This is a genomic window from Paractinoplanes deccanensis, from assembly GCF_016862115.1.
Classification (GTDB): Bacteria; Actinomycetota; Actinomycetes; order Mycobacteriales; family Micromonosporaceae; genus Actinoplanes; species Actinoplanes deccanensis.
Genome location: NZ_BOMI01000156.1, coordinates 74,149 through 97,658, shown reverse-complemented (window position 1 = coordinate 97,658; position 23,510 = coordinate 74,149). Strand labels below are relative to the sequence as shown.

23 protein-coding genes are annotated in these 23,510 nt (G+C 70.0%); 11 read left to right on the top strand and 12 right to left on the bottom strand.

Annotated elements, in window-relative coordinates; genetic code table 11:
• Positions 1-68 precede the first annotated feature (68 nt).
• Complete coding sequence (locus Ade02nite_RS38605) at positions 69-593, top strand: YbhB/YbcL family Raf kinase inhibitor-like protein (RefSeq protein ID WP_203774737.1); 525 nt, start codon at positions 69-71, stop codon at positions 591-593.
• A 34-nt stretch (positions 594-627) separates the two neighbouring features.
• Here the strand turns inward: Ade02nite_RS38605 and Ade02nite_RS38600 are convergent, their stop codons facing one another.
• Entirely contained in the window at positions 628-1,344 is a 717-nt protein-coding gene (locus Ade02nite_RS38600; protein ID WP_203774729.1) for a class I SAM-dependent methyltransferase, read from the bottom strand.
• A gap of 245 nt (positions 1,345-1,589) precedes the next feature.
• Here Ade02nite_RS38600 and Ade02nite_RS38595 point away from each other — a divergent pair, with 245 nt between their 5' ends.
• Entirely contained in the window at positions 1,590-3,539 is a 1,950-nt protein-coding gene (locus Ade02nite_RS38595; RefSeq protein ID WP_203774784.1) for a DUF6311 domain-containing protein, read from the top strand.
• Positions 3,540-4,789: 1,250 nt separating this feature from the next.
• On the opposite strand, the gene Ade02nite_RS38590 is transcribed toward Ade02nite_RS38595, so the two are convergent.
• From Ade02nite_RS38590 to Ade02nite_RS38580, 3 genes are read right to left on the bottom strand one after another with little or no spacing between them, the layout of a single operon-like run.
• Entirely contained in the window at positions 4,790-5,524 is a 735-nt protein-coding gene (locus tag Ade02nite_RS38590) for a CDP-alcohol phosphatidyltransferase family protein (protein WP_203774727.1), read from the bottom strand.
• Positions 5,499-6,560 carry an iron-containing alcohol dehydrogenase family protein gene (locus Ade02nite_RS38585; RefSeq protein WP_203774725.1) on the bottom strand — a complete coding sequence of 354 codons (1,062 nt, stop codon included), beginning with the start codon at positions 6,558-6,560 and terminating at the stop codon, positions 5,499-5,501. Before Ade02nite_RS38585 ends, Ade02nite_RS38590 begins: the two co-directional genes overlap by 26 nt.
• On the bottom strand, positions 6,548-7,279 hold the full coding sequence (locus tag Ade02nite_RS38580) for a phosphocholine cytidylyltransferase family protein (RefSeq protein ID WP_203774723.1): 732 nt from the start codon (positions 7,277-7,279) through the stop codon (positions 6,548-6,550). Before Ade02nite_RS38580 ends, Ade02nite_RS38585 begins: the two co-directional genes overlap by 13 nt.
• Before the next feature lie 107 nt (positions 7,280-7,386).
• Between Ade02nite_RS38580 and Ade02nite_RS38575 the strand changes: the two genes are divergently transcribed.
• From Ade02nite_RS38575 to eccB, 3 genes are read left to right on the top strand one after another with little or no spacing between them, the layout of a single operon-like run.
• Positions 7,387-8,481: an aminotransferase-like domain-containing protein gene (locus Ade02nite_RS38575; protein WP_203774721.1), complete on the top strand. Its 1,095-nt coding sequence runs from the start codon at positions 7,387-7,389 to the stop codon at positions 8,479-8,481.
• Between the two features lie 60 nt (positions 8,482-8,541).
• The gene (locus Ade02nite_RS38570) at positions 8,542-9,669 is read left to right on the top strand and encodes a magnesium and cobalt transport protein CorA (RefSeq protein ID WP_379036911.1); all 1,128 of its coding nucleotides are present in this window, start codon (positions 8,542-8,544) and stop codon (positions 9,667-9,669) included.
• Between the two features lie 31 nt (positions 9,670-9,700).
• The gene (eccB, locus tag Ade02nite_RS38565; RefSeq protein WP_203774717.1) at positions 9,701-11,083 is read left to right on the top strand and encodes a type VII secretion protein EccB; all 1,383 of its coding nucleotides are present in this window, start codon (positions 9,701-9,703) and stop codon (positions 11,081-11,083) included.
• A 1-nt stretch (position 11,084) separates the two neighbouring features.
• On the opposite strand, the gene Ade02nite_RS38560 is transcribed toward eccB, so the two are convergent.
• Positions 11,085-11,672: a hypothetical protein gene (locus Ade02nite_RS38560; RefSeq protein ID WP_239169353.1), complete on the bottom strand. Its 588-nt coding sequence runs from the start codon at positions 11,670-11,672 to the stop codon at positions 11,085-11,087.
• A 164-nt stretch (positions 11,673-11,836) separates the two neighbouring features.
• Between Ade02nite_RS38560 and Ade02nite_RS38555 the strand changes: the two genes are divergently transcribed.
• Together Ade02nite_RS38555 and Ade02nite_RS38550 are read left to right on the top strand one after the other, a co-directional pair.
• Complete coding sequence (locus tag Ade02nite_RS38555) at positions 11,837-12,367, top strand: peptidylprolyl isomerase (RefSeq protein WP_203774709.1); 531 nt, start codon at positions 11,837-11,839, stop codon at positions 12,365-12,367.
• A 14-nt stretch (positions 12,368-12,381) separates the two neighbouring features.
• Positions 12,382-13,293 (top strand): rhomboid family intramembrane serine protease, encoded by a 912-nt coding sequence (locus Ade02nite_RS38550; RefSeq protein WP_203774707.1) that lies wholly within the window; start codon positions 12,382-12,384, stop codon positions 13,291-13,293.
• On the opposite strand, the gene Ade02nite_RS38545 is transcribed toward Ade02nite_RS38550, so the two are convergent.
• A complete protein-coding gene (locus Ade02nite_RS38545; RefSeq protein ID WP_203774705.1) occupies positions 13,249-13,701 on the bottom strand; it encodes a PH domain-containing protein in 453 nt (150 codons plus the stop codon). The genes Ade02nite_RS38550 and Ade02nite_RS38545 overlap by 45 nt on opposite strands.
• A 48-nt stretch (positions 13,702-13,749) precedes the next feature.
• Between Ade02nite_RS38545 and Ade02nite_RS38540 the strand changes: the two genes are divergently transcribed.
• Positions 13,750-14,184: a hypothetical protein gene (locus Ade02nite_RS38540; RefSeq protein WP_203774703.1), complete on the top strand. Its 435-nt coding sequence runs from the start codon at positions 13,750-13,752 to the stop codon at positions 14,182-14,184.
• A 7-nt stretch (positions 14,185-14,191) separates the two neighbouring features.
• On the opposite strand, the gene Ade02nite_RS38535 is transcribed toward Ade02nite_RS38540, so the two are convergent.
• Both Ade02nite_RS38535 and Ade02nite_RS38530 read right to left on the bottom strand, forming a co-directional pair.
• Positions 14,192-15,058 carry a transketolase family protein gene (locus Ade02nite_RS38535; RefSeq protein ID WP_203774701.1) on the bottom strand — a complete coding sequence of 289 codons (867 nt, stop codon included), beginning with the start codon at positions 15,056-15,058 and terminating at the stop codon, positions 14,192-14,194.
• A 5-nt stretch (positions 15,059-15,063) separates the two neighbouring features.
• A complete protein-coding gene (locus tag Ade02nite_RS38530) occupies positions 15,064-15,744 on the bottom strand; it encodes a thiamine pyrophosphate-binding protein (protein WP_203774698.1) in 681 nt (226 codons plus the stop codon).
• Positions 15,745-15,789: 45 nt separating this feature from the next.
• Here Ade02nite_RS38530 and soxR point away from each other — a divergent pair, with 45 nt between their 5' ends.
• Positions 15,790-16,245 (top strand): redox-sensitive transcriptional activator SoxR, encoded by a 456-nt coding sequence (gene soxR, locus Ade02nite_RS38525; protein WP_203774696.1) that lies wholly within the window; start codon positions 15,790-15,792, stop codon positions 16,243-16,245.
• Between the two features lie 67 nt (positions 16,246-16,312).
• On the opposite strand, the gene Ade02nite_RS38520 is transcribed toward soxR, so the two are convergent.
• The 3 genes from Ade02nite_RS38520 to Ade02nite_RS38510 all read right to left on the bottom strand — a co-directional run bounded on the left by Ade02nite_RS38520 (position 16,313) and on the right by Ade02nite_RS38510 (position 19,906).
• On the bottom strand, positions 16,313-17,134 hold the full coding sequence (locus tag Ade02nite_RS38520) for an alpha/beta fold hydrolase (RefSeq protein ID WP_203774694.1): 822 nt from the start codon (positions 17,132-17,134) through the stop codon (positions 16,313-16,315).
• Positions 17,135-17,203: 69 nt separating this feature from the next.
• Positions 17,204-18,703: an arylsulfotransferase family protein gene (locus Ade02nite_RS38515; protein ID WP_203774692.1), complete on the bottom strand. Its 1,500-nt coding sequence runs from the start codon at positions 18,701-18,703 to the stop codon at positions 17,204-17,206.
• 30 nt (positions 18,704-18,733) lie between these two features.
• Entirely contained in the window at positions 18,734-19,906 is a 1,173-nt protein-coding gene (locus Ade02nite_RS38510) for a glycosyltransferase family 4 protein (protein ID WP_203774690.1), read from the bottom strand.
• A 25-nt stretch (positions 19,907-19,931) separates the two neighbouring features.
• Here Ade02nite_RS38510 and Ade02nite_RS38505 point away from each other — a divergent pair, with 25 nt between their 5' ends.
• Both Ade02nite_RS38505 and Ade02nite_RS38500 read left to right on the top strand, forming a co-directional pair.
• The gene (locus Ade02nite_RS38505; RefSeq protein WP_203774688.1) at positions 19,932-20,792 is read left to right on the top strand and encodes an Fpg/Nei family DNA glycosylase; all 861 of its coding nucleotides are present in this window, start codon (positions 19,932-19,934) and stop codon (positions 20,790-20,792) included.
• A 171-nt stretch (positions 20,793-20,963) separates the two neighbouring features.
• Positions 20,964-22,553 carry a sugar transferase gene (locus tag Ade02nite_RS38500; RefSeq protein WP_203774686.1) on the top strand — a complete coding sequence of 530 codons (1,590 nt, stop codon included), beginning with the start codon at positions 20,964-20,966 and terminating at the stop codon, positions 22,551-22,553.
• Between the two features lie 3 nt (positions 22,554-22,556).
• Here the strand turns inward: Ade02nite_RS38500 and Ade02nite_RS38495 are convergent, their stop codons facing one another.
• Positions 22,557-23,408, bottom strand: coding sequence for a poly(ethylene terephthalate) hydrolase family protein (locus tag Ade02nite_RS38495; RefSeq protein ID WP_203774684.1), 852 nt, complete (start codon positions 23,406-23,408; stop codon positions 22,557-22,559).
• Between the last annotated feature and the right edge of the window lie 102 nt (positions 23,409-23,510).

Sequence of the window (23,510 nt, the reverse complement as noted above, 5' to 3'; positions counted from 1 at the left end):
GCCCGGCTTTTCGGGCTACTCTGCGTACGGAGAGAGCTTTCCACCGTCTGGCCGGAGGACAAATCACCATGAGTCTCGACCGCGCCGTAGCCCCGGACCCGTACGATCTGTTGCCCCAGGTTCCGTCGTTCACGGTGACCAGCACGGACATGCAGGACGGCCGGCCGCTCGACGATCTGTTCGCGCACCCCAGCGCGGGCGGCAAGAACGTGTCACCCCAGCTCGCCTGGTCGGGCTTCCCCGACGAGACCCGCGGCTTCGTGGTGACGTGCTTCGATCCGGACGCGCCGACCGGCAGCGGCTTCTGGCACTGGGTCCTGGTCAACCTGCCCGCGACCGTGACGGAGCTGCCGCGCGGCGCCGACCCGCTGCCCGGCGACGCGTTCTGCGTGCGCAACGACTACGGCGAGCGCACCTACGGCGGTTCCGCCCCGCCGCCCGGCGACCGCCCGCACCGCTACGTCTTCGCGGTGCACGCGATCGACGTGGACAAGCTCGACGTCGGCCCGGACGCCACGCCCGCCTACGTCGGCTTCAACCTGGCGTTCCACACGCTGGCGCGGGCGACGATGCGCCCGACGTACCAGAGCTAGGGGTGTGAGAGGGCTGCACGGGCAGCCCTCTTTCCTACTGCGAGGGCGTGCGCGCCACCACGAAGACCGACTGGCCGAACGGCGGCTTCACGACCTGCTCGACGGCCTTGGTCACCGGAAGCACGAGCGAGTCGTACACCTTGACCATCGGGCCCTCCTTGGGGGCCAGCTTGAAGATGCTGGTGGCGCCGTAGTAGCCGATCAGCCCGAGCGCGTTCGCGTAGTGCAGCTTCTCGATCTGAAGCCCGGCCTCGGTCATCGCCGCGCGCATCGTCTTCTTCGTGTACCGCCGGATGTGGCCGGTCGCGATGTCGACCTGGCTCATCGCGAACATGAACGCCGGCACGATCAGGATGATCCGGCCGCCGGGGCGGACGAGCTCGGCCATGCTGCGCAGCGCACCGACGTGGTCCTCGATGTGCTCGAGCACGTTGTACGAGACGGCGGCGCTGTATTCGCCGGAGGCGTCAGCCGCCGGCAGCAGCATCTGCCGCACGTCGATGTTGGGGTGCTCGGCCATCCGCTCCTTGAGGAGCACGAGCCGGTCGGGGTCGGCTTCAGTCGCCGTGAACCGCGGAAGGTGCTCTGCCCACTCGATCGCGTAGTCGCCGAGACCGCTGCCGATCTCGATCGGGTTGTCCCCGAGGTACGGAAGAGCGAGCTCGACGAACCACCGGCGGTGGTTCACGGCCGTGGCGAGGCCTTCGAGCACTTCGGACTGGATCCGCTGGTCTCCAGTGATGTCTGCCATATGTAAGGTTCCCTCGTCTTGCCGATCGAAGCTGACACCGGGACCGGAAGAGTTAACCATCTTCGGTTCACAACCGAAAGTTGAGCCCGGGAAGCCCGCCCATTATTTGCCTGATTGAGACATAGGCAAGCTGGGTACTCCGTGTGGTTGCTTCGCGTCCGGATAGCCCAGTTCATATCGGCTCGGTCACGCATCGCCCGCTTGTCACTGCAACGTTACCGACCTCGGATAGGCTCGCCGACGCTATGACGATTACGGGTATTGACTCGACAGGCCAGTCGGCCGGCGGGAACGTTCGGCCGCCCCGTCAAGTGACCGGGACCGAGGATCTAGACGCCGAGTTGGCGGCACTCGAAACCGCCGTCGCCGCTCCTCCCGCCCAAGCGCCTGAACAGCCGAAAGTCAGACGGCGACGCCTTCCCAACTGGCGAGATGTGCTGGCCGGCGCGACCTTCGTCGTCATCGCGCTCTACGTCACCGCGCCGTTGTGGCTCAATCTTGATCACCAGTTGCGTGATGATCCACAGGATCAGGCTTTCTTTGAGTGGATGATGGCGCATGGTGCGCGGGTGCTCACCGATGGCGCATATCCGTTCTTCTCCGATCGCATGAATTACCCCGATGGGGTGAACATGATGGCCAACACCTCGGTGCTGGCCGTTTCGTTGCCGATGACGCCGGTGACTTTGTTGTTCGGCCCGCATGTGGCCTTCAACGTATTCCTCACTCTCGCTTTGGCGATCACCGGCGTGTCGTGGTACTTCGCTCTCTCGCGCCACTTCGTCAGCTCGCGGCTCGCGGCATGGGTCGGCGCCCTCTTCTGCACCTTCGCGCCGAGCATGATCTCGCATGCGGGCGGCCACCCGAACATCGTCTCGCAATTCCTGGTGCCCTGGATCATCGTGCGCACATTGCGCCTGCGTGAGCCCGGCCGGGCGATGCGCAACGGCCTGATCCTGGCCGGCCTGCTGATCTGGCAGGCCTTCATCAACCTCGAGATCCTCTTCATGACCGCCGTAGGCCTGGGCGTGTTCTGCCTGGTCATGGCGATCGTCCGGCGCAAGAGGCACCGCGGCGAGACCCGGCAGTTCGTCACCGGGCTGTCCGTCGCCGGCGCGGTGACGCTTGCCGTCCTGGCATATCCGCTGACCGTGCAGTTCTTCGGCCCGCAGAGCTACCACGGCCTGCCGCAGTTCGTCCGTAACTTCGGCGCCGACCTCGCGTCGTTCACCGCCTATTCGAGCCGTTCCGTGGCCGGCAATTCCGCTGTTGCCGCCCAGCTCGCGCAGAACCCGGCCGAAGAAAATGCGTTCTTCGGGTGGGGACTCGTCATTCTCTTCTTCGGCCTGATCGTCTGGATGCGCCGCACGGCCACGATCGTGACCCTCGGCGGCCTGGCCCTGCTGTTCGCCGCAATGTCGCTCGGACCGCGAATTTTCCTCAACGGGATCAACACCGGCATCCCCGGCATCTGGGCCGTTCTGCACAGCGTCCCGGTCCTCAACTCGGCGGTGCCGACCCGCTGGGCCATGGCCATCGCCCCGGTCGTCGGCATCATCCTGGCCCTCGGCTGCCAGCGCGCCGCCGACCTCGTCAAGGCCCAGCCCTCGGCCCGCGGCCCGGTCCGCGTCGCCATGATCACGGCGGTGGCGATGGCCCTGGTGCCGCTCGCCCCCATCCAGCTCCAGACCACGCCGATGGCGCCGACCCCCGAGTTCGTCACCTCGGGCGCCTGGCGGCAGTACGTCGACGACAACCACACCGTCGTCACCCTGCCGCTGCCCGACTCGACCTACCCCGACCCGCTGCGCTGGTCCGCCATGACCGGCCAGGACATGCGCATCGCCGGCGCGTACGCCCTGCTCCCCAACCAAAATCCGCTCAACCCGGCCGACCGCACCGCGATCTTCTCGCCCCCGTGGCGCCCCACCAGCGGCCTGATGGCCTCGATCCGCCAGGGCAACCCGGTCCCCGAGATCACCGACACCCGGCGCGAGATGACCCTGGCCGACCTGCGCTACTGGAAGGCCGCCGTCATCGTCCTGACACCGCAGCTCCGCGACACCGAGATGCTGCGCGCCATGACCAACCTCCTCGGCTTCTCCCCCACGTGGACGGACGGCGCCTGGGTCTGGGACGTCCGCCACCTGGTCGACGACCCGAACGCGGTCCTGACCGGCCCCGACATCAGCTGATTTTTCCGGCATAGGCGGCTTCCTCCTGGTGAGGGGGTCGCCTTTTGCTTACGCCGCCTTTTGCTTACGCCGCCTTCAGAGATACGGGCACCGAAGGCTCCCGCCGTAACAGCCGGCGCCGTCGCTGCTCACGCCCTCACGCCGCCGCCGGGCTGTGCTGCCTACTTACGCTCCGAACCCCAGCCCAGCCTCCGGCCGGGCAAACCCACACCAGCGTCGCCGCCCGCGGTGCCCTCCCCCAGCCAGGCACACCCAACACCAGCGTCGCCACTCACGCGGTGCTCTCCCCAGCCGGGCACACCCAACACCAGCGCCGCGACCGGCGAAGACCAGGCGGACACGAGCACCCTCAGCCGAGCACCCCGACCACCCGCACAGCGCGGCAGGCGAAGAGCGGGAAACCGCAAGCAGCACGCCGCAAACCCCCAGCCCACCCCTCAACCGCACACCCAACACACCATCGTGGCCAGCGGACAGCGGACGGACAAAAGGCTCCAAAGTTCCAGCCAACACCGTGGCACACCCAACACCGTCCGTCGCGACCGGCGAAGAGCGGGCAAGCGCGACGAGCGCGTCTCGAACTCGGCCCACCACTCAGCCGGGCACACCCAACACCACCGTTACGGTCGGCGAGGAGTGGCTGGACAAAAGCCTCAGAACGCGCCGCGAGCCCTCAGCTCAGGCCCCGGCCGGGCATACGCAACACCACCATCGCAGCAGCGAGGAGCAGGCAGCACGAGCGGCGCGGCCCACTTCCAGCCCAACACTCAACCAGACACACGGGACACCCACGCCACGGCCAGCGAAGAGGAAGCAAGCAAGAGCAGCGCGCCCCGAACCCTCAGCCCAGCCCTCTCAACCGGGCACACCCAACACCACCATCGCGGCCGGCCAGGAGCAGGCAAGCACGAGCAGCACGCCCAACCCAGCCCTCAGCCGGGGGAGCACCGACACCCCCCAACGATGTCGCGGCCGGCGGCGGGTGGCCAAGCAGGAGCAGGCGGGCAAACAAGGCGAGGCGCGCTGACGAGGTCAGCCGCACGGAAAAGGGCATACGCGAGGCAGGTTATGCCGGCAGGAAGGGCCAGCCCGCACAAGAAGAGCCAGCCTCCGGGCGAGGTCATGGCACAGCACCGGAATCATGCCGCGCAGGGCGAAGTCCAGCCGCCCAGGGTGTGAGCGCCGCACGGCGAAGCGGTAAGCAAGGCGTGGGCGCGCCGGGCCAGAGGGCCCGGCGCGCCAGGCCAAGGTCAGCCGCGCAGGGCCTCGCGGGCGGAGAAGACCACGCTGGCGGCCAGGAAGGCGGCGTTCACCAGGGTGAACAGGCCGACGAACCAGATCGTCCACTGTGGGGCGATGGTGAGGACCAGGCCGGCCAGGGCGATCACCGCGCCGTAGTCGCGGACCAGCTTGACGATGCGGACCGGCAGGGAGCGGCTGGTGACCATGCTGGCCGCCTGGGCTCCGGACTGCATGACCGACGTGACCAGGTTGACCATCCACGTGCCGGCGAAGGCGGCGAGCAGCCAGGCCGGGGTGTCGGGCACCTGCGCCTCGGCGGTCGCGGCCAGGGCGGCTACCAGCGAGATCTGCACGGCCACGTCGCAGAGCACGTCGAGGCGGCCGCCGGCGGGGCTGGTCTGGCCGGTCACCCGGGCCAGCTGACCGTCGGCGCAGTCGAAGGCGTACGCGAACTGCCAGCCGGCCAGGGCGAGCAGGCCGATCGGCCAGGCCCAGACGCGGCCCTCCGCGACCGGGCCGGCGGCCGCGACCACGACGAACGAGACCAGGCAGCCGAGGCCCAGGTTGAGCACGGTCAGCACCGACGGGGCGATGCGATGCTTGTACGCCCGCACGGCTATGCGGGCGCCGATGTGCTGGCTGAGGGCCTCGCTGAAGAGGCCGCCACCACGGTTGACCGCGTAGTAGTCGGCGGCCGTGGGAGCGGGGGCCGGAGGATCAGTGGGCGGCGACTGCTTCGACATAGCTGGCCAGCTTTCGGCTGATCTCGTCGGGGGACATGGCGAGGTGCTCGAGGATCGTGTAGCGGTCGGGGCGGGTGCGCGGCGCGAACGCGACCGCCTCGACGAACTGCTCGTCGGTGAGTCCGACGTCGGACGGCAACCGGGGCAGGCCGTGCCGGCTGAGGCAGGCGGAGATCTGGGCGAATCGCCGCTCGTCGCCGCGCAGGAACGTGCAGAACAGCGCGCCCAGCCCGGCCAGCTCGCCGTGCGAGGCGGTGCCCGGGTAGAGCGAGTCGATCGCGTGCATGATCTCGTGGTCGCCGCCGCTGGCCGGGCGGCTGCTGCCGCAGACGGCCATGGCCAGGCCGCTGGAGATCAGCGCTTCGGCCAGCACCGTGGCGAAGGCGTCGTCGCTGAGGTCGCCGGGCATGGTGAGCACGGCCTCGGCGCCCATCCGGGCCAGCGAGACCGCGAGGCCGTCGACGGGCTCCCCGCGCACCTCGCGGGCCAGCTCCCAGTCGGCCAGGGCACTGATCTTGCTGATCGCGTCGCCGATGCCGCCGCGGTTGACCCGGTCGGGGCCGGTCTCCACGAAGTCGAGATCGATGATCACGCCGAACGGGATGTGCACGCCGTACGAGCCCTTCAGCCCGTCGTTGATCAGGCTGGCCACCGGGGAGGCGATGCCGTCGTTGGCGAGGCTCGTGGCGACCGAGACCATCGGCAGGCCCCACCGGCTGGCCGCGTATTTGGCCACGTCGACGGTGGTGCCGCCGCCGATGCCGACGACCGCGTCGTAGTGCCGGGAGCGGAGCTTGTCGGCCAGCTCGAGGGCGGCGTCGAGGGTGCCGCCGGCCGTGGTGAAGATGTCGGCCGAGCCCAGCGACGGGCGGATCAGCTCGACGATGCGCTCGCCCAGCCCGGGCCCGACCACCACGGCCACGTCGCCGCCGGCCGAGATGCGGCCGTCGGCGAGGATCCGGCCGAGGTCGGCGACGGCGCCACGGCGCACGATGATGTGCAGGGGCGCCTGGACGCTGCGGGCTAGTAGCGGCATGCGATGTCCCGCGCCTTGGCCAGGTCGTCGTGGTTGTCGACCTCGACCCAGTCGACCTCGCCGATCGTCGCGGCCCGGACCTCGCCGCCGCGGTTCGCGTATTCCTGGAAGCCGTCCTCGTAGTAGAGGTCGGGGTTGCGCTTCCAGGTGGCCTCGAGCGCGTCGGCCAGCGCGGCAGCCGCGGAGGCCTCGATGATGGTGGCACCGATGTACTCGCCGAAGGCCTCGGCCGGCTCCATCAGCTTCGTAATCTTGGTGAGCTGTCCATCCGCGCTGAAGACGGTCTTCATCTCCTCTTCAGCGAGCTTCTTCAGATTGTCGATGGCGAGCAGGATGCTCGGGCCGCGCTGATCGAGGAGGGTCTGTTCGACGCTGACCGGGTGCACGGTGTCTCCGTTGACCATCAACGCGCCCTGCGCGAAGTGGTCACGGGCGAGCCAGAGCGAGTACGCGTTGTTCCACTCCTCGGCCTTGTCGTTGTGCACGAGCGAGATCTTGACGCCGTACCTGCTCTCGAAGGCGGGCACGCGCTCCTCGACCGCGTTCGCGCGGTAGCCGACCACGATCGTCACGTCCGTCAGGCCCGCGGCCGCGAGGTTGCGCAGCGAGATGTCCATGATCGTGGTCTCGCCGTCCACCGGGACGAGGGCCTTGGGCAGCGTGTCCGTGTACGGGCGGAGTCTGCGTCCGGCGCCGGCGGCGAGGATCAGGCCGATCATGAGGTCTCCCAGGTCGTAAAGGCAGCACGATACCGCTCCGTGTCCCAGAGCCCGGACCGCGCGAGGCAGACGAAAATTCTATAGAGGCGGCTCGTAAGCTTGTCGGCATGACCGCTGAGCAGCTGATCTCCTTCGCCCGTGGCGCTCCGTCGCTGGACATCATCGACGTCGAGGGCCTCAAGGCCGCCGCCGCGCGCGCGTTCGACGCCGACCCCGCCGGGGTGACCGCTTACGGCACGTCCGTCGGTTACGTCCCGCTGCGCAAGTGGATCGCCGAGAAGCACAGCGTCTCGCCCGATCAGGTCATCGTCACCAACGGCTCGCTCCAGGCCGACGCCTTCCTCTTCAACCACCTGGTGCAGCCCGGCGACGACGTCGTGGTCGAGAAGCCGACCTACGACCGCACGCTGCTCAGCCTGCAGAACCTCGGCGCCAAGGTGCACCAGGTGACGCTGCGGTCCGACGGCATCGACGTCGACGAGCTGCGCACGCTGCTCGAGTCGGGGGTGCGCCCCAAGCTCGCGCACATCATCCCCAACTACCAGAACCCGGCCGGCATCACCCTCTCGGTCGAAAAGCGCCGCGCGCTGCTTTCGCTCGCCGTCGAGTACGGCTTCACCATCTTCGAGGACGACCCGTACGTGGACATCCGGTTCCGCGGCGATGCCCTGCCCTCGATGCTGTCGATGGACTCCGAGAACGCGGTCGTGCACGCGTCCAGTTTCACCAAGACGGTCTGCCCCGGCGTGCGCGTCGGCTACCTGGTCGGCCCGGCCGCGCTGATCGACGCGATCGCCAAGAAGGCCACCAGCCTGTACATCTCGCCCGGTATGGTCTCCGAGGCGATCGTGCACCAGTTCTGCGTCTCGGGCGACATCGAGCGCTCGATCGCCAAGGTGAGCTCGGCGCTCAGCGAGCGCGCCCAGGTGCTGGCCGAGTCGCTGCGCAAGCACATCCCGGGCGCCACGTTCACCGAGCCCGACGGCGGTTACTTCCTCTGGGTCGACCTGCCCGGCGACGTCGACGTGGACAAGCTGTTCCCGGCCGCGATGAAGAAGGGCGTGGCGGTCGTCAAGGGCAGCGACTTCCTGCTCGAGGGCGGCCGGAGCTCGCTGCGCCTGGCCTACTCGGCGGTCACCGTCGACCAGATCGACGAGGGCGTGCGCCGGCTGGCCGAGGCCATCGAAGAGGTACGTGCCTGACGCGACAGTCTTGATCGTCGGCCGGGCGGGTACGTTGCACCCTGCCCGGTCGACGTTTGTGTGGGGGAGGTTCGAGTGAGCGATCGCGAACGGAACAGGCCGCTTTCGCGAGCCTTCGCCGCACCGCTGCGGGCGATGAACCGCGTGCTGGGCGCCGCCGACGGCAGCCCGAACGGCAACCGCCCCGGCCACGGCGAGGGCAGCGCGGTGGTCGACTGCGCGGTGTACGTGGCCGGCCGGCGTCTTCCCGGCGACCACGCGCCCGACGAGGCGCTGAAGATCGCCTGCTCGCAGGAGAACGCCTTCGTCTGGCTCGGCCTGCACGAGCCCGGCGAACAGGAGATGGCCGCCGTCGCCCGCACGTACGGCCTGCACGAACTGGCCGTCGAGGACGCGGTCAAGGCCGAGCAGCGTCCCAAGCTGGAGAACTTCGGCTCGGTGCACTTCCTGGTCATGCGCACCGCCCGCTACGTGCCGCACAGCCAGATCACCGAGACCTCGCAGGTGGTCGAGACCGGCCAGATGATGATCTTCGTGGGCGAGCAGTTCGTCATCACCGTGCGCCACGGTGACGCCTCCGAGATGGGCTCGGTCCGCGCTGACCTCGAGGCCACCCGGGCCGACCTGCTCGAGCAGGGCCCGTGGGCGGTGGCGTACGCGGTGACCGACCGCGTCGTCGACCACTACGTCGCGGTCGCCGACAAGGTGGAGGTCGACCTCGACCAGATCGAGGAGGGCGTCTTCGCCCGCGACCAGGCCAGCCCGATCCCGGCGATCTATCAGATGAAGCGCGAGCTGGTGGAGTTCCGCCGCGCGGTGGTGCCGCTCCAGCGTCCGCTCGCGATGGTCGTCGCGCTCGTGCCCAAGCGCATCGGCAAGTACTTCCGCGACGTGCAGGACCACCTCACGCGTACGGTCGAGCAGGTCTCGTCCTTCGACGACCTGCTCAACTCGATCCTCCAGGCCCGGCTCGCGCAGGTCACCGTCGACCAGAACAACGACATGCGCAAGATCGCGGCGTGGGCGGCCATCGCGACCGTCTGGACCGCGGGCGCCGGCATCTACGGCATGAACTTCAAGTTCATGCCCGAGCTCGACTGGCAGTACGGCTATCCGGCCTGGTGGACGGTCATCCTGATCATTTCGGTGCTGCTCTACCGTGCGCTGCGGCGAAGCGGCTGGTTGTGACGACATCGACAGCGGACCCTAAAGTGAGGGCGTGCCGTCGCGTCAGGACCAGCTCCACTCCTACCAGTACTCGCTGCAGCGAGTGGTGGCCGCGCTGGTCACGCACGACCCCGACCCGCAGCGCTCGCCGCTGCGCCGGGCCGGCACGACCGCGCTGGTCAGCCTGCTGATCGCCGCGCTCGCGGTGCTCGCGGCCACGATCTACGGCATCTTCACCGGCAACAGCAACATCAGCCCCGAGAACCCGAGCGTCGTCTTCCAGGAGAAGGGCACCGGCGCCCGCTTCGTCTACTCCGAGGCCGACGGCAGGCTGCACCCGGTGCTCAACTACACCTCCGGGCTGCTGCTGGCCAACGCCGAGGCGCCCGAGATGAAGGGCATCTCGGCCGAGAAGCTCGCCAGTGTGCCGCTCGGCGCCCCGCTCGGCATCCCGGACGCGCCCGACTCCCTGCCCGGCAAGAAGGCGCTGCTCACCGAGCGCTGGTCGGTCTGCACCGACAAGTCGGCCGGCTCGCCGACGAGCACGCTGCTGGCCGGGGTGAAGCTCACCGACGGCACGGTGATCGCGCGGGACGGCAAGGCGCTGCTCGTCCGCGATCCCGCCAACCGCACCTACCTGGTCTCCGGCAACCGGCGCTTCGCCATCCCGGCGAGCCGGGTCGACGTCACGCTCAACGCGCTGCGGCTCGGCGCTCAGGAGCCGTGGCCGGTGTCGACCGCGTGGATCAACGCGGTGCCCGCCGGCCCCGATCTGGTCGCCCCGGCGATCCCCGGCACCGGCGGCCGCTCGGACGGCAGCGACTTCCGGGTGGGTCAGCTCGTCACCGACTCGCGGCAGGTCGCGGTGATCCTGGCGGACGGCAAGGCCGTGCTGACCGAGATGCAGGCCGCGCTGATGCGCACGGTGCCGGGCGCCCAGCAGCCGGTGGCGGTCGGCAACGACTTCCTGACCATCCCGACATCGCGTACGAGGGTGAGCGACGCCGGCGACCCGGACGGCCTGCCGCCCACGGTGCCGGCGCTCGCCGACGGCACCCCGTCGCGGGCGTGCATCACCCTGCCGGTCGACAAGAACGGCGACGGCATCCGGATCGACCCGACCGTGCCTCAGGGCGTGGCGGTCGCCGGCGTCGCCGGGGCGCCGAACAGCGTGCAGGCCGACCGCGTCTTCGTCGAGCGTGGCCGGGGCGCGATCACCGTCCTGGCCCCGTCGCCGACCGCGCCGGCCGGGTCGGGCACGGTCAGCGTCGTCACCGACACCGGCCGGCAATATCCGCTGGCCGACCGCGCCCTGCTCACCAAGCTGGGCTACGGCGGGGTGCGGCCCCAGCAGATCCCGTCCGAGCTGTTCGCGCTCATGCCGACGGGCCCGGCGCTCGATCCGGCGCGGGCCCGTCAGACAGATCCTCAATAAGTCACCGAGGGGTGTTCGGCGTGGTGTTCGTCGGCACCGTGCCGTTCGGCGAGATCGGCTCGAAGGCGGCGTCGTCCGCGCCCGTGCTGGTCGTGGTCAGCGGGGCGGCCGGCTCGTACTCGTCCCACTGAGCGGCCCGGCGGCGCTTCGACACATAGGCCGCGCCGACGCCGACGGCCGTGCCGAGCAGCGCGAAGCCGAGAAGCTTGGAACCGCGGCCCTTCTTCTCCTTGCGGGAGACGGCCTTGTTCGCGCGCTTCTGAAGCTTCTTCGCGTCCTTCTTGTTCTGCTTCGCCGACTTCTTGGCCGACTTCTTGCTCACCTTGCCGGCCTGCTTGACGTTGTCGGTAGCGGCGGCGACCAGTGGGGTGATGGTCGCCACGGCGCTGCCCCAACCGGTCGTGGCCGCGTCCTTGGCCTTGACCGCGGCCGGCTGCACCCGGTCGACGGCCGCGCTGAGCGTCGGGCCCACCGTCGCGCTCGTCTCCTGCGCGGCCAGCGACGCGGCGCGCTTGAAGTGATCCACGCTCTGCCCGAGCTCGTTCCTCATCCGCCGGTTGCGGTTCTTACGGCGCATCGTTGCGAACACCAGTGCCCACCTCCTGTGGCTCTCTCCCACGTCAATCGTGCCCTGCTTCGGTACCCCCGCGCTGCCGCTTTCAGACACATGGGGGAGGATCCGAACTGCAAAGAACTGTCCAATCGCCCCTGAGAGGTACCTGTGGGGCGACCGTGACGCAGACAGGAGTACCCGTGGCCGAGAAGCTTTACGCCACCCTGCACACCAACCACGGCCCGATCCGACTCCAGCTGTTCCCGGATCACGCCCCGGCGACCGTGCGCAACTTCGTGGAGCTCGCGGAGGGCACGAAGGACTACATCGACCCGCGCACCGGCCAGAAGAGCAGCGGCCCGTACTACGACGGCACCATCTCGCACCGGGTCATCGCCGGCTTCATGATCCAGATGGGCGACCCGACCGGCACCGGCCGCGGCGGCCCGGGCTTCCAGTTCGGCGACGAGTTCCACCCGGAGCTCCGGTTCGACCGCCCGTACCTGCTCGCGATGGCGAACGCCGGCCCGGGCACCAACGGCTCGCAGTTCTTCATCACGGTGGCGCCGACCCCGCACCTCAACCGTCGGCACACCATCTTCGGCCAGGTCGCGGACGAGGAGTCGGCCAAGGTCGTCGACTCGATCGCGAACACCCAGACCGGCCCCGGCGACCGTCCCCGCGAGGACGTCGTCATCGAGCGTGTGGAAATCGAGCGAGTGCAGGCCTGAAGTACCGTTGACGCATGAGTGAGGCTCCCTCGACGGTTCCGGTCTGTTATCGCCATCCGTCGCGGGAGACCTACATCCGGTGCACCCGCTGTGACCGGCCGATCTGCCCCGATTGCATGAACGAGGCGGCCGTCGGGCACCAGTGCCCGGAGTGCGTCGCGGAGGGCCGGCGCAGCCAGCGGCCGGCGCGTACAGCCTTCGGAGGCAGCCGCGCCGGCACCGCCGGCTACGTGACCCGCACGCTGATCGGCATCAACGTGGCCGTCATGGCCCTGTCGGCGATCCTGGGCGGGGCCACGGCCCTCGCCGGCGCCGGCGGCTGGTTCGGCCTGATGGGGTCCGAGACGCCGCTCACCCGGTGGGGTGAGGTTCTGGGCTACGCGCCCTACACCCTCGGCGGCGATCCGCACGGCGTCGCCGCGGGCGAGTGGTGGCGGCTCGTCACCGCCATGTTCCTGCACTACGGCATCCTGCATCTGGCGCTGAACATGTGGCTGCTCTGGCAGCTGGGCCGCTACCTCGAGATCCAGCTGGGCCCGCTGCGCTTCGCCGGGCTCTATCTGCTCGCCGGTCTCGGCGGCAACGTCGCGGCCTACCTGTTCACGCCGCAAAATCAGCCCGCCGCGGGCGCCTCCACGGCGATCTTCGGCCTCTTCCTCGCGATGATCGTGGTGAACAGACGGCTGAAACGGGACATCAGCCAGCTCATCCCGCTGCTGGTGGTCAACCTGCTGTTCACCTTCGCGGTGCCGAACGTGTCGATCGCCGGGCACCTCGGCGGCCTGATCGCCGGCGGCGCCGTCGCCTACGTCCTCGCCTACGCCCCGCGGGGCAACCGCAACCGGATCCAGATCGTCGGCTGCGCCGCGATCCTGCTGCTGCTATTGATCGGCGCGGTCGTGCGGACGCAGATGTTGCTCGCCTGAGGACGGCGTGAGCCGCAGGTCGGCCAGCGCGGTGGCGACCTCCTCGGGCTCGGTGCCCAGGTCGTGCATGCTGAACAGGTAGATCGCGTCGCCCGCGTCCAGCTCGAGCATCTCGCTGCGCAGGCCGCGGTGGGTGCGGCGGTCGACGCGCACCCTCTCGATCTGATCCCAGCGCAGGCGGCGACGGCGCGCGTAGCCCGCGACCACCGTGACCCCCTGCGGATCCGCCGCCAGGCGGACCGGCGCGATCAGGTCGCGCAACGCCCAGAGCGTCAGCGCGAGGCAGGCGACGGCGGCGAGCACCCATCGGACCGGGTCGTTGCCGGCGAAGGCCACCGCCAGGACCACGACCGCTACCGCACCCATCAGCTTCGAGACCGGCAGGACCGGCTTGACGCGCCATCGCATGCCCCAACTATGCAGTGACTTCCTCGCGCCGGCACCGTTGAACGCCGTATGGACGTGTTCTCCCGTACGTTCCTTCCCGCCGCGGCCGAGGCCGGCGTGGCCATCCCGACCGTGAGCCGGCACATGCCGATCTTCCGCCGCTGCATCGAGCCGGACGAGAAGACGGTGCTGGTCGGCCGATGCCTGCGACCGGACGCGCCGCTGGCCGGCGAGTTCATGCTGGTGCTGACGTACCGCCGGTTGGTGGTGACGCAGGAGACCAAGGTGCTGCACCGGCTGCGGCTGCACCTGAACGCCAATTTGCGCCATCTGAGCAACGTGTCGTGGCGGCCGGACCCCGCACGGTCCACCGTGGACGTCACGGCGACGGCGGTGGACGGCGTGCGGGAGCGGTTCCGGATGCGGCTGGCCACCCCCAAGGCGGTCGCGCACTCCGACAAGCTGCTTCAGAACGTCTTCGGGTCGCGCGCGCTCGCCGCCTAGGAGCCGGTCACAGGAAGGCGCTGATCGACGCGCGGAGGCCCGCGGCGTCCAGGCCGTGCTGCCGCGCGTGGTCGCGCCAGGTGCCGTACCGGCGCACCTCCGCCCGGCCGACGCCCAGATGCAGCGCGCGATGCGGCAGGCCCGCCAGGGCCGCGCTGACCGCTGCCGCCGACGTCCCGGCCAGGTACGGCTCGACCATGACCACCGCGTGCTCGGTCATGGCGCGCAGCCCCTCGGCGTCGAGCGGGCGTGGCGTGTGCGTGTACGCCACGGTGACGTCCAGGCCGCGGGTCGCCTCCAGCACCGGGTCGAGCATCGGGCCGACCGCGACCACCAGCGGGCCACCGGACCTGATGACGGTCAGCCGATCGCTGTCCGGATGCGCCCGGGCGTTCTCCTGCACGCCGAGCCGGACGTAGACGCGGTCGTCGTGCCGCGCCGCCGCACGCAGCAACGCGGGCACCTCGTCGCGGTGGCCGGGCACATGCACGGTCCAGCCGTCGAGCGTGTCCAGCAGCGCCACATCGCCGGGCGACTGGTGGGTGTAGCCCTCGGCCGCGGCGTCGTAGGAGCCGCCGATGCTGACCAGCACGGCGCCCACGTCCTGATGGCCGAGATCCAATTTCACCTGCTCGTACGCCCGATCGATCAGGAACGGGGCGTACGTGTGCACGTACGGCCGCATCCCGGTGAGCGCCAGCCCACCCGCGACGCCGGTCATGAGCTGCTCCCGGATGCCCACGTTGAGCACCCGGTCGGGGTGCCGCCGCCGCGCCGGCTCGAACGGCTCGGCGGAGATGTCGGCGAGGACCAGCGCGGTGCGCGGATCGTCGGCGAGCAGCTGGGTGGTGGTGTCGATGAACGTCTGCCGCATCGGTCTCAGCTCCCCTTCTTCTCGACGGTGGCGATCACCAGGTTCGGCCCCGCGTGCGGCCTGGTGAGCGCGAACTCCAGCTCGTCGTGGTCGTGGCCGTCGGCGAACGTGACGTCCCAGCCGACGAACCGGGCGGCTATCCCACCCGGCCATCCGTGCGTCGAGGACTGGTTGTCGATCACGATGGCGGTCAGCGGCAGCCGCGTCGCTCCGGCGTACGCGATGGCCTCGTGGTTGGAGCCCTCGTCGAGCTCGGCGTCACCGACCAATACAAAGGTCCGCGCGGTTGTGAAGCCTTGCGCCCGCAGGCCCAGCGCGGTGCCGACCGCCAGCCCGAGGCCGTGCCCGAGGGAGCCGGTGCCGATCTCGACGCCCGGGATGCGTACGCGGTCGGGATGGTGACCCAGCGGGCTGTCCCACCCGCCCAGATCGTCGAGCGCGGACTCCGGGATGAAGCCCTTGGCGGCCAGAACGGCGTAGTAGGCGGCCGGGCCGTGCCCCTTGGAGAGCAGGAACCGGTCACGGCCGGGATCGTCGACGGTCTCCGGGGTGATCCGCAGAACGCGGTCGTAGAGCACCCAGATCACGTCCAGCGTCGAGTGTGCGCTCGGCGCGTGCTTCTCGTCGCCGGTCAGCCGCCGCAACAGCGGACGGAGCCGGTCGGTGTGCGTCGCGGTCACTGTCATACGGATAGGCTGCAAGTTGAAGTTCACTTCAACTCAAGGACCCGCATGGAGACCCTCACCATCGGCGACTTCGCGGCCCGCAGCGGCGTGGCGCCGTCGGCCCTGCGCTTCTACGAGCGCGAGGGCCTGATCCGCTCCACCCGCACCGGCGGCAACCAGCGCCGCTACGACCGCGCCGAGCTGCGGCGCGTCGCCTTCATCCGGATAGCCCAGCAGGTCGGCGTCTCGCTCGACGAGATCAGGACGGCCCTGGCCGACCTCCCGGAGAACCGCACACCGACCAAAGCGGACTGGGCCCGCCTGTCGGCACACTGGCGCCACCGCCTGGACGAGAAGATCGCCCTGATGGAACGCCTCCGCGACCAGCTGACGGGCTGCATCGGCTGCGGGTGCCTCTCGCTGCACCGCTGCAAGCTCATCAACCCGGACGACCGCCTCGCCTCGGACGGCACCGGCCCCCAGGTCCTGCTCAACCCGGACGCCGCCGGCACGTCCGGGTGACGGCCCCGCACGGTTCGCCCTCCGAGACCCGAGTTGTGGACGCGGTGGCGGGGCTGCGGCGGCGGTTCTAGGCGTGCGCGTGCTCGCGGAGGAACGACAGCAGGAGCGCGACCGTCTCGTCGGGGTACTGGGTGTGCGGGTAGTGGCCCGCGCCCTCGATCATCGCGAGGCGGGCGTTCGGCATGGCGGCGACGATGGCCTCGCCCTCGGCGCGGGGGTCGGCCCAGTCGGGGTCGAGCGTGCCTTCGATGATCAGGGCCGGCTGGTGCACGTTCGCCAGCTGCGCGCCGGCGTCGGCCGGGGTTGTCCGGCCCATCTTCTGCAGGGCCTTCATGCGGCCGGGCTCGGCGAGCATCGCGGCGTTGCGGTCGAGCTGCCGGGCCCAGTCGGCGGGCTTGCGGCCCGGGAAGGCGACGTCGAGGTAGCGGTGCCACCATTTCGCGCTGCCCAGGATGCCGGCGGCGAGCAGCCGCAGCATGCCGGTCCGGTAGCGCTTCACCCGCAGGTCGCCCAGGCTGATCGCCTGCTTGCGGGTGAACGGGCCGATCTCGACGACCCCGGCGACGAGCTCGGGGGCCCGCGCCGCGGCGATGGTGGCCGCCCCGCCGGAGATCGAGTGGCCGACCAGCACCGCCGGGCCGCCCAGGTGGCGGATCACCGCGATCAGGTCACCGGCGATGTCCGTACGCGAATAGGACGGCCACGTGGCACTCGACTCGCCGGCGCCGCGGATGTCGACCGCGGCGACCCGGTAGCCGGCCGCCACGAGGCGCGGAACCACGAACCGGTACGCGTCGCGGCTGTTGCCCATCCCGTGCGCGAGCACCACGAGCGGGCCTTCGCCGGTCACCTCGTAGGCGATGGTGCCGCCGTCGACGTCGAGCTGCATGACAACCTCCTGGCTATCTTCGTTAGCTAAAAGCTAATGGAGTTAGCCATGCTCGTCAAGTGGCTCCGGTCACACGCGCACCGGGATGGCCGACGAGACGCCGAGGAGCTTGCCGTTGCGGTCCAGCGCCTCGGCCACCACGTATTCGGGAGTGCCGGGCACCGTCAGCCGGGTCTCGAAGCCCGTGCGGGCCGCCTCCAGGGTGCCGCCGTTCAGCACGTCCGGCTGGGCGCCCCAGCGAGCGCGCCACTTCGCGACCTCCGTGGCGCCGTTCCAGCTCGCCGAGACGATCACGTTGCCGCCCTCGACGTGCAGGCCGAGCGCGGGACGGTCGAGCGGCTGCGCCGTCCACTCGGCCTTGTACGCCCGGTACGACTGGTTGTCGAGCGGGATGTGCCCGGCCAGCCGCACCGACCCGTCCGCGTTGTGCTCGGTGAAGTGCGGCATCTGGCCCCAGCCGATGAACGACCCGCCGTCGGACAGCTCGCGGAAGTTGCCCTGCGTCGGCGCCGAGATCTTGTCGGGGTGCACGTACTCGGCGACGAACGCGGTCTTCCGAGCGTCCTCGTCCACTGTGAACACGACGCCGCGCGAGTAGTCGCGTTCCTTGGTCACCCCGGCGCCGTTGTCGAAGACGCTCCACGAGCCGTCGCGCCGCTGCCGGAAGTCGTGCTGCCAGGAGAACGTGGTCCGCTCGTCCACGACGAAATCCGACTTCTTGCCGCCCAGCCGCCAGCGGACCGCGCCCGTCCTCCGGTCGATCTTGTAGACGGCCCAGGTGTGCCGCGCCGAGATGATCAGGTCGCCGTCCGCGGCGAGGCCCACCGAGTTGGCGTGGAAGTAGTCGTACGGCAGGTGGGCCGAGTCGCCCTGCGGCAGCGGCGCGTACGACTCGTCCACCCCGACGTGGTCGCTGGACCGCCACTCGAAGAGCCTCTTGCCGGTGGCGATGTCGATCTCCTGAAGCACGCCGTCGTGCAGCACCCCGTCCTTCGGGCCGCCCATCGACGTCAGGTCGTAGGCCACCGGGTCGTACACCCAGAAGAGCGCCGTGTCCTGCGGCGTGATGATCAGGTCGTGCTGGTCGGCCTGCTCGCTGCCGGCCGCGCGGATGCGGGTGATCTCCCGGTACGACCGGTCGGCGATCACGAACTCGCCCTGGCCGACGCCCTGCCCGCCGGTACCCCCGATGGTCCCCTCCCACCAGGTCAGGACCGGCTGCTTGCGGTACGTCTGCGCCTTGAAGTCGATCGACACGGTGGCCGGCGGCGGCGTCTGCCGGAACCAGATCGGCGAGCCGGCCTCGTCGACCATCAGCGGACCCCACAGGCTCGTGCCGGAGGCGGGGCTGAAGAAGATGTGGCCGGGCACGGTCCCGGCGGCCGGCGTCGTGATCGTGACGTCGGCGATGCCCTGGAAGTCGGGGCGTGATCGGTATTTCGGGGCGGCGGCGGTTTCCTCCTGCTCAGCGGCGGCGGGCGTGCCGATCGCGTAGCCGAAGCCGCCACCGGCGGCCCCGGTCAGCACGGCCGCACCGGCACCGAGCAGGAGGTTTCTGCGGGTCGTCACCGACCGAGCGTTCCCCGTCGGTGTCTTCTTCTACCTTGATTGACGATCAGAGTTCGCTGTGAGTCCGCCGTAGATCTCCAGAAGCCGGGCGGTGAGCACATCGGGGTGGAAGTGGTGCAGGTAGCGCTCCCGAGCCGCCTTCGCCAAACCGGCCGCCTGGTCCCGGGCAAGGAGCAGGGCGGCGGCGATCGCCTCCGGTTCCGGCGGTACGACCCAGCCGGCGTCCCCGATGATGTACGGGATGCCGCCCACCGCCGTGCCGAGCGCCGGCCGGCCCGCCGACAGCGCCTCGAGGAGCACCGTGGGCAGGGTGTCGTTCCACGTCGGGGTGTGCACCACCACGGCCGACCGGCGGCGCATCTCGCTCATCGCTTCGCGGTCGATGATGCCCAGGTATCGCACGTCGTTCCGCTCGGCCGCGACGCGCTCGGCCAGCGGCCGCAGCTCACCGTCGCCGGCGATGCGCAGCGTGCCGAGCGAGCCGTCCGGGTGCCGCTGCCACGCGTCGAGCAGCAGGCCCAGGCCCTTCTCGGGGGAGAGCCGGGCGCCGTAGAGGAAGCCGTCGCCGAGCGGCTCGGGCTCGCCCGGGTCGGGCAGGCCGTTCGGCTTCACCACGATGCGCTCCTCCGCGATGCCGTAGTCGCGAAGGTGCGCGGCGATCCGGTCGGTGAGGGCGATGTACCGGTCGACCGAGCGCCAGGTCGGCCGGTGCACGGCCAGGGTCGTCGCCATCAGCGCGCTCTGCGCCGCCGAGCCGCGGTAGCACTTGTGCTGCACCGCGGGCCAGCCGACGATCTTGCCGCGGCAGTCCTGGCAGTTGTGCCCGTCGCGGAAGTAGAGGCCCGAGGAGCAGACCTGCCGGTAGTTGTGCACGGTTTGCACCACGGGCACGCCGTGCTTGTGCGCCGTGCGCACGACCCAGGGCGAGAGCAAGGGGTACGGGTTGTGCAGATGAAGCACATCCGGCCGTTCCGCCTCGAGCAGCCGGGCGAGGTCGCGCTGGGCGGCCCGGCCGTAGATCGGCGAGAGCGGCAGCAGCGCCTTCTCGGCGAGCGGCAGGTCACCGATCGCGTCGGAGCTGCGCTGGAACGGGATCACCTCTACCCCGGCCGCCCGGAGCTGGCCGATCTCGGTGTCCACGATGACGTTCTCACCCGACGGCATCGCTTCCCGATACCGGTTGTGCGCAACGACGACCTTCACGGTGGGAAACGCTACCGTTGAGGTCGTGCCCGAACTTCCCGAGGTCGAGGCGCTCGCGGCCTACCTGCGTGAGCGCGCGGTCGGCCACACCGTGCAGCGCTTCGAGGTGTCCTCGTTCAGCGCCCTCAAGACGTACGACCCGCCCGCGACCGCCGTCAACGGCCTGGAGATCACCTCCGCCGGCCGGCACGGCAAGTTCCTCGACATCGGGATGGGGCCTGATCTTCATCTTGTGATCCATCTGGCCCGGGCCGGGTGGCTGCACTACCGCGACTCCTTCAAGTCGCCGGCGCCGCTCAAGCCCGGCAGCGGCCCGATCGCCATCCGGGTGCGCCTCGACGACGGCTCCGGCTTCGACCTCACCGAGGCCGGCACCCAGAAGTCGCTCGCCGCCTACCTGGTGCGCGACCCGGCCGAGGTGCCCGGCGTGTCGCGGCTCGGCCCGGACGCGCTGGCCGTCTCCCGCGACGAGTTCGCCGAGCGCATCCGCTCGCGCAACGGCCAGATCAAGGGCGTGATCACGGATCAGGAGGTGCTCGCCGGCATCGGCAACGCCTACTCCGACGAGATCCTGCACGTGGCGCGGATGTCCCCCTTCGCCCTGACCGGCAAGCTGACCGACGAGCAGATCACCACGCTGTACGAGGCCATGCGCGAGGTGGAGACCGACGCGGTCGAGCGCTCCGTGGGGCAAAAGGCGGCGGAGCTCAAGGGTGAGAAGCGCGCCGGCATGCGGGTGCACGCGCGCACCGGGCTGCCGTGCCCGGTCTGCGGCGACACGGTCAGGGAGGTGTCGTTCGCCGACAAGAGCCTCCAGTACTGTGCGACCTGCCAGACCGGGGGAAAGCCGCTGGCCGACCGACGCCTGTCCAAGTTGATCCGTTAGCGTCGCAACGGTCACCCTGCGTACAGGAGTGGGAAAGCGGCCTGAACGTCCGCTTCTTTCCGCCCGATCCATCGGTATAGTGGCCCGGTCCAACGTAACCGTCACGCGTTCGAGCGGGCCCCGGTGTCGCGGCTGTCCTCAGACTTCGTGGCGGTGCGTAATCTTTTCCGGATGCGGGAGGACGTAGGCGAGGTGACCGCTAGCCTGCATCGCCCAGTGACCGACAGCAGCCGGAGCAAACCCGTGCCGTACGACAGCTTCGAGTGGCGGCAGGAGCCGCCGCCGAGCAACGGCGTACCCCGATCAGCGTGGAACCGGCAGCACAAGCGCCTGTCCCGCTGGCATCGCCCGTACACCGCGGTTCTGGTTCTCCTCGACCTGGTGTCGGTGGTGCTGGCGAGCTACCTCGCCGCGACCTACCTCGAAAAGGCGAAGTCCGGCTTCCAGGAGCGCACCCTCGGGTTCCTGCACGGCGCCGAGCTCTTCTACTTCTTCGCATACGTGGTGCTGCCGCTCGGCTGGCTCGTCCTGCTCTGGGCGAACGGCACGTACGACCGCCGCTACCTCGGGCTGGGCAGCGAGGAGTTCAAGCGCATCGTCCGCACCTCGGTCACCGTGGTGGCGTGCGTGTCGCTGCTCGCGTTCGCCACCAAGACCCAGCTCTCGCGTGGCACGGTCGCCCTGGTCTCGATCAGCGCCGTGCTGTTCCTGCTGCTCGACCGGGTGATCGCCCGCCAGGTGCTGCACTTCGCGCGGCGCCGCACGGGCCACGGTGCCCACCGGATGATCCTGGTCGGCACGCTGCCCGAGGCGCTCGAGGTCTACACCGCTGTCACCCGCAGCCCCGCCGCCGGCCTCATCCCGGTCGCGATCCACATCACCGACGGTTACGCCGCCGCCCGCGGCATCGAGACGCCGGTGCCCGTCTACGCCGCCCGCGACGTGCTCTCGCTGGTGCGCGAGGTCGGCGCCGACACGATCGCGGTCTGCGGCTCGGCCAGCGCCGAGCCGGGTGAGCTGCGCCGCCTGGCCTGGCAGCTCGAGGGCACGGGCGTCGACCTGGTGGTCGCGCCCCAGCTCACCGACATCGCCGGCCCGCGCGTGCACATCCGGCCGATCGAGGGCCTGCCGCTACTGCACGTCGAGGAGCCGACCCTCTCCGGCCCGGGCTGGCTGATCAAGAACCTGCTCGACCGGGTCGCCGCCGGCATCGGCCTGCTGCTGCTCAGCCCGATCCTGCTGATCATCGCGATCGGCATCAAGCTCTCCGACCCGGGCCCGGTCTTCTTCCGCCAGCCCCGCGTCGGCCACGAGGGGCGCACGTTCCGGGTGTGGAAGTTCCGCACCATGTACGTGGACGCCGAGGAGCGCAAGCGCACGCTCGAGGAGCTCAACGAGTCCGACGGCATGCTCTTCAAGATGAAGAACGACCCTCGGGTGTTCACCTTCGGCGCCAAGCTGCGGGCCACCTCGATGGACGAGCTGCCCCAGCTGATAAACGTGCTCAAGGGCGAGATGTCGCTGGTCGGTCCTCGCCCGCTGCCCGCCGACGACGGCGACTACCTGGGCGACGTCCGGCGCCGCCTGCTGGTGCGGCCGGGGATAACGGGCCTGTGGCAGGTGTCGGGCCGCTCCGACCTGTCGTGGGACGAGGCCGTACGCCTGGACCTCTACTACGTGGACAACTGGTCCTTGACGTACGACCTCAGCATCCTGTGGCGCACGATCTGGGTCGTGCTCAAGCGCAAGGGCGCTTACTAGTCCTCAGCTGTGCGGGCAGGTGGCCCGGTACTCCTGGATCGCCGATCCGGAGGGTGCCGGGCAGAGGAACTGGTCGTAGCGGGTGTCGTTGTCGATGAAGCGCTTGAGCCACGAGATCGAGTACTTCGCGACGGTCACGTTCGTGGCGGTCGGCGCCGAGTGGCCGGCGTTGTTCAGTTCCAGGTACGCCTTCTCCGGCGCCACCGTCAGGCTGGTGTAGAACGGCTCGGAGTGTGAGCTGACCGGCGCGACGGTGTCGTTCTCGGCGCCGATGATCATCGTCGGCACCCGGTCGGTGGTCCAGCTCTTCGTCGTGTGCCACGGGGTCAGCGGGATGGCCGCCTGCAGGGCCGGCCGGGTGCGCGACGCCGACAGGCTGCCGCCTCCGCCCATCGAGTGACCCATGACGCCCAGACGGGTGGCGTCGATACGGGTGCGGACCGAACTCTGCCCGGTCAGGTAGTCGAGCGCGGCGAGCAGCTGCGTGCCGCGGCTGTCCGGCTGGTCGAGCGTGTTGTTCGTGTCGATGGTGATCACCACGAAGCCCTGCGAGGCGAGCCGCGGCCCCAGCCACGCGACGCTCGACTGCGAGGCGGTGAAGCCGGGCGAGATGGCGACGGCGCCGAAGGTGCCCTCCGCCGTGCTCGTCGGGTAGTAGATCGTGCCGCCGCCGAAGCGGCCGCTGACCGCCGAGCGCGCGACGGTCACCTGGGCGATCGCGAAGGATCCGCGCGACGCCTCGATGCTGGCGTTGGTGGGGGCGGGGCCACGCTCGTAGGGGTTCGCCGCCTGGGCCGGGGCTGCCGGGGCGGTGACGGCGAGGGTGACCGCGGTGAACAGAGCGAGGACTTTCATGGGGCACTCCCTGGGGGTGTGGGTGTACCTGATGTATCGATGTTGTTCGATTGTTGATCGCTCTGTTACTCGCCGGTAATCCCAATTGGCACCCTGCCAACA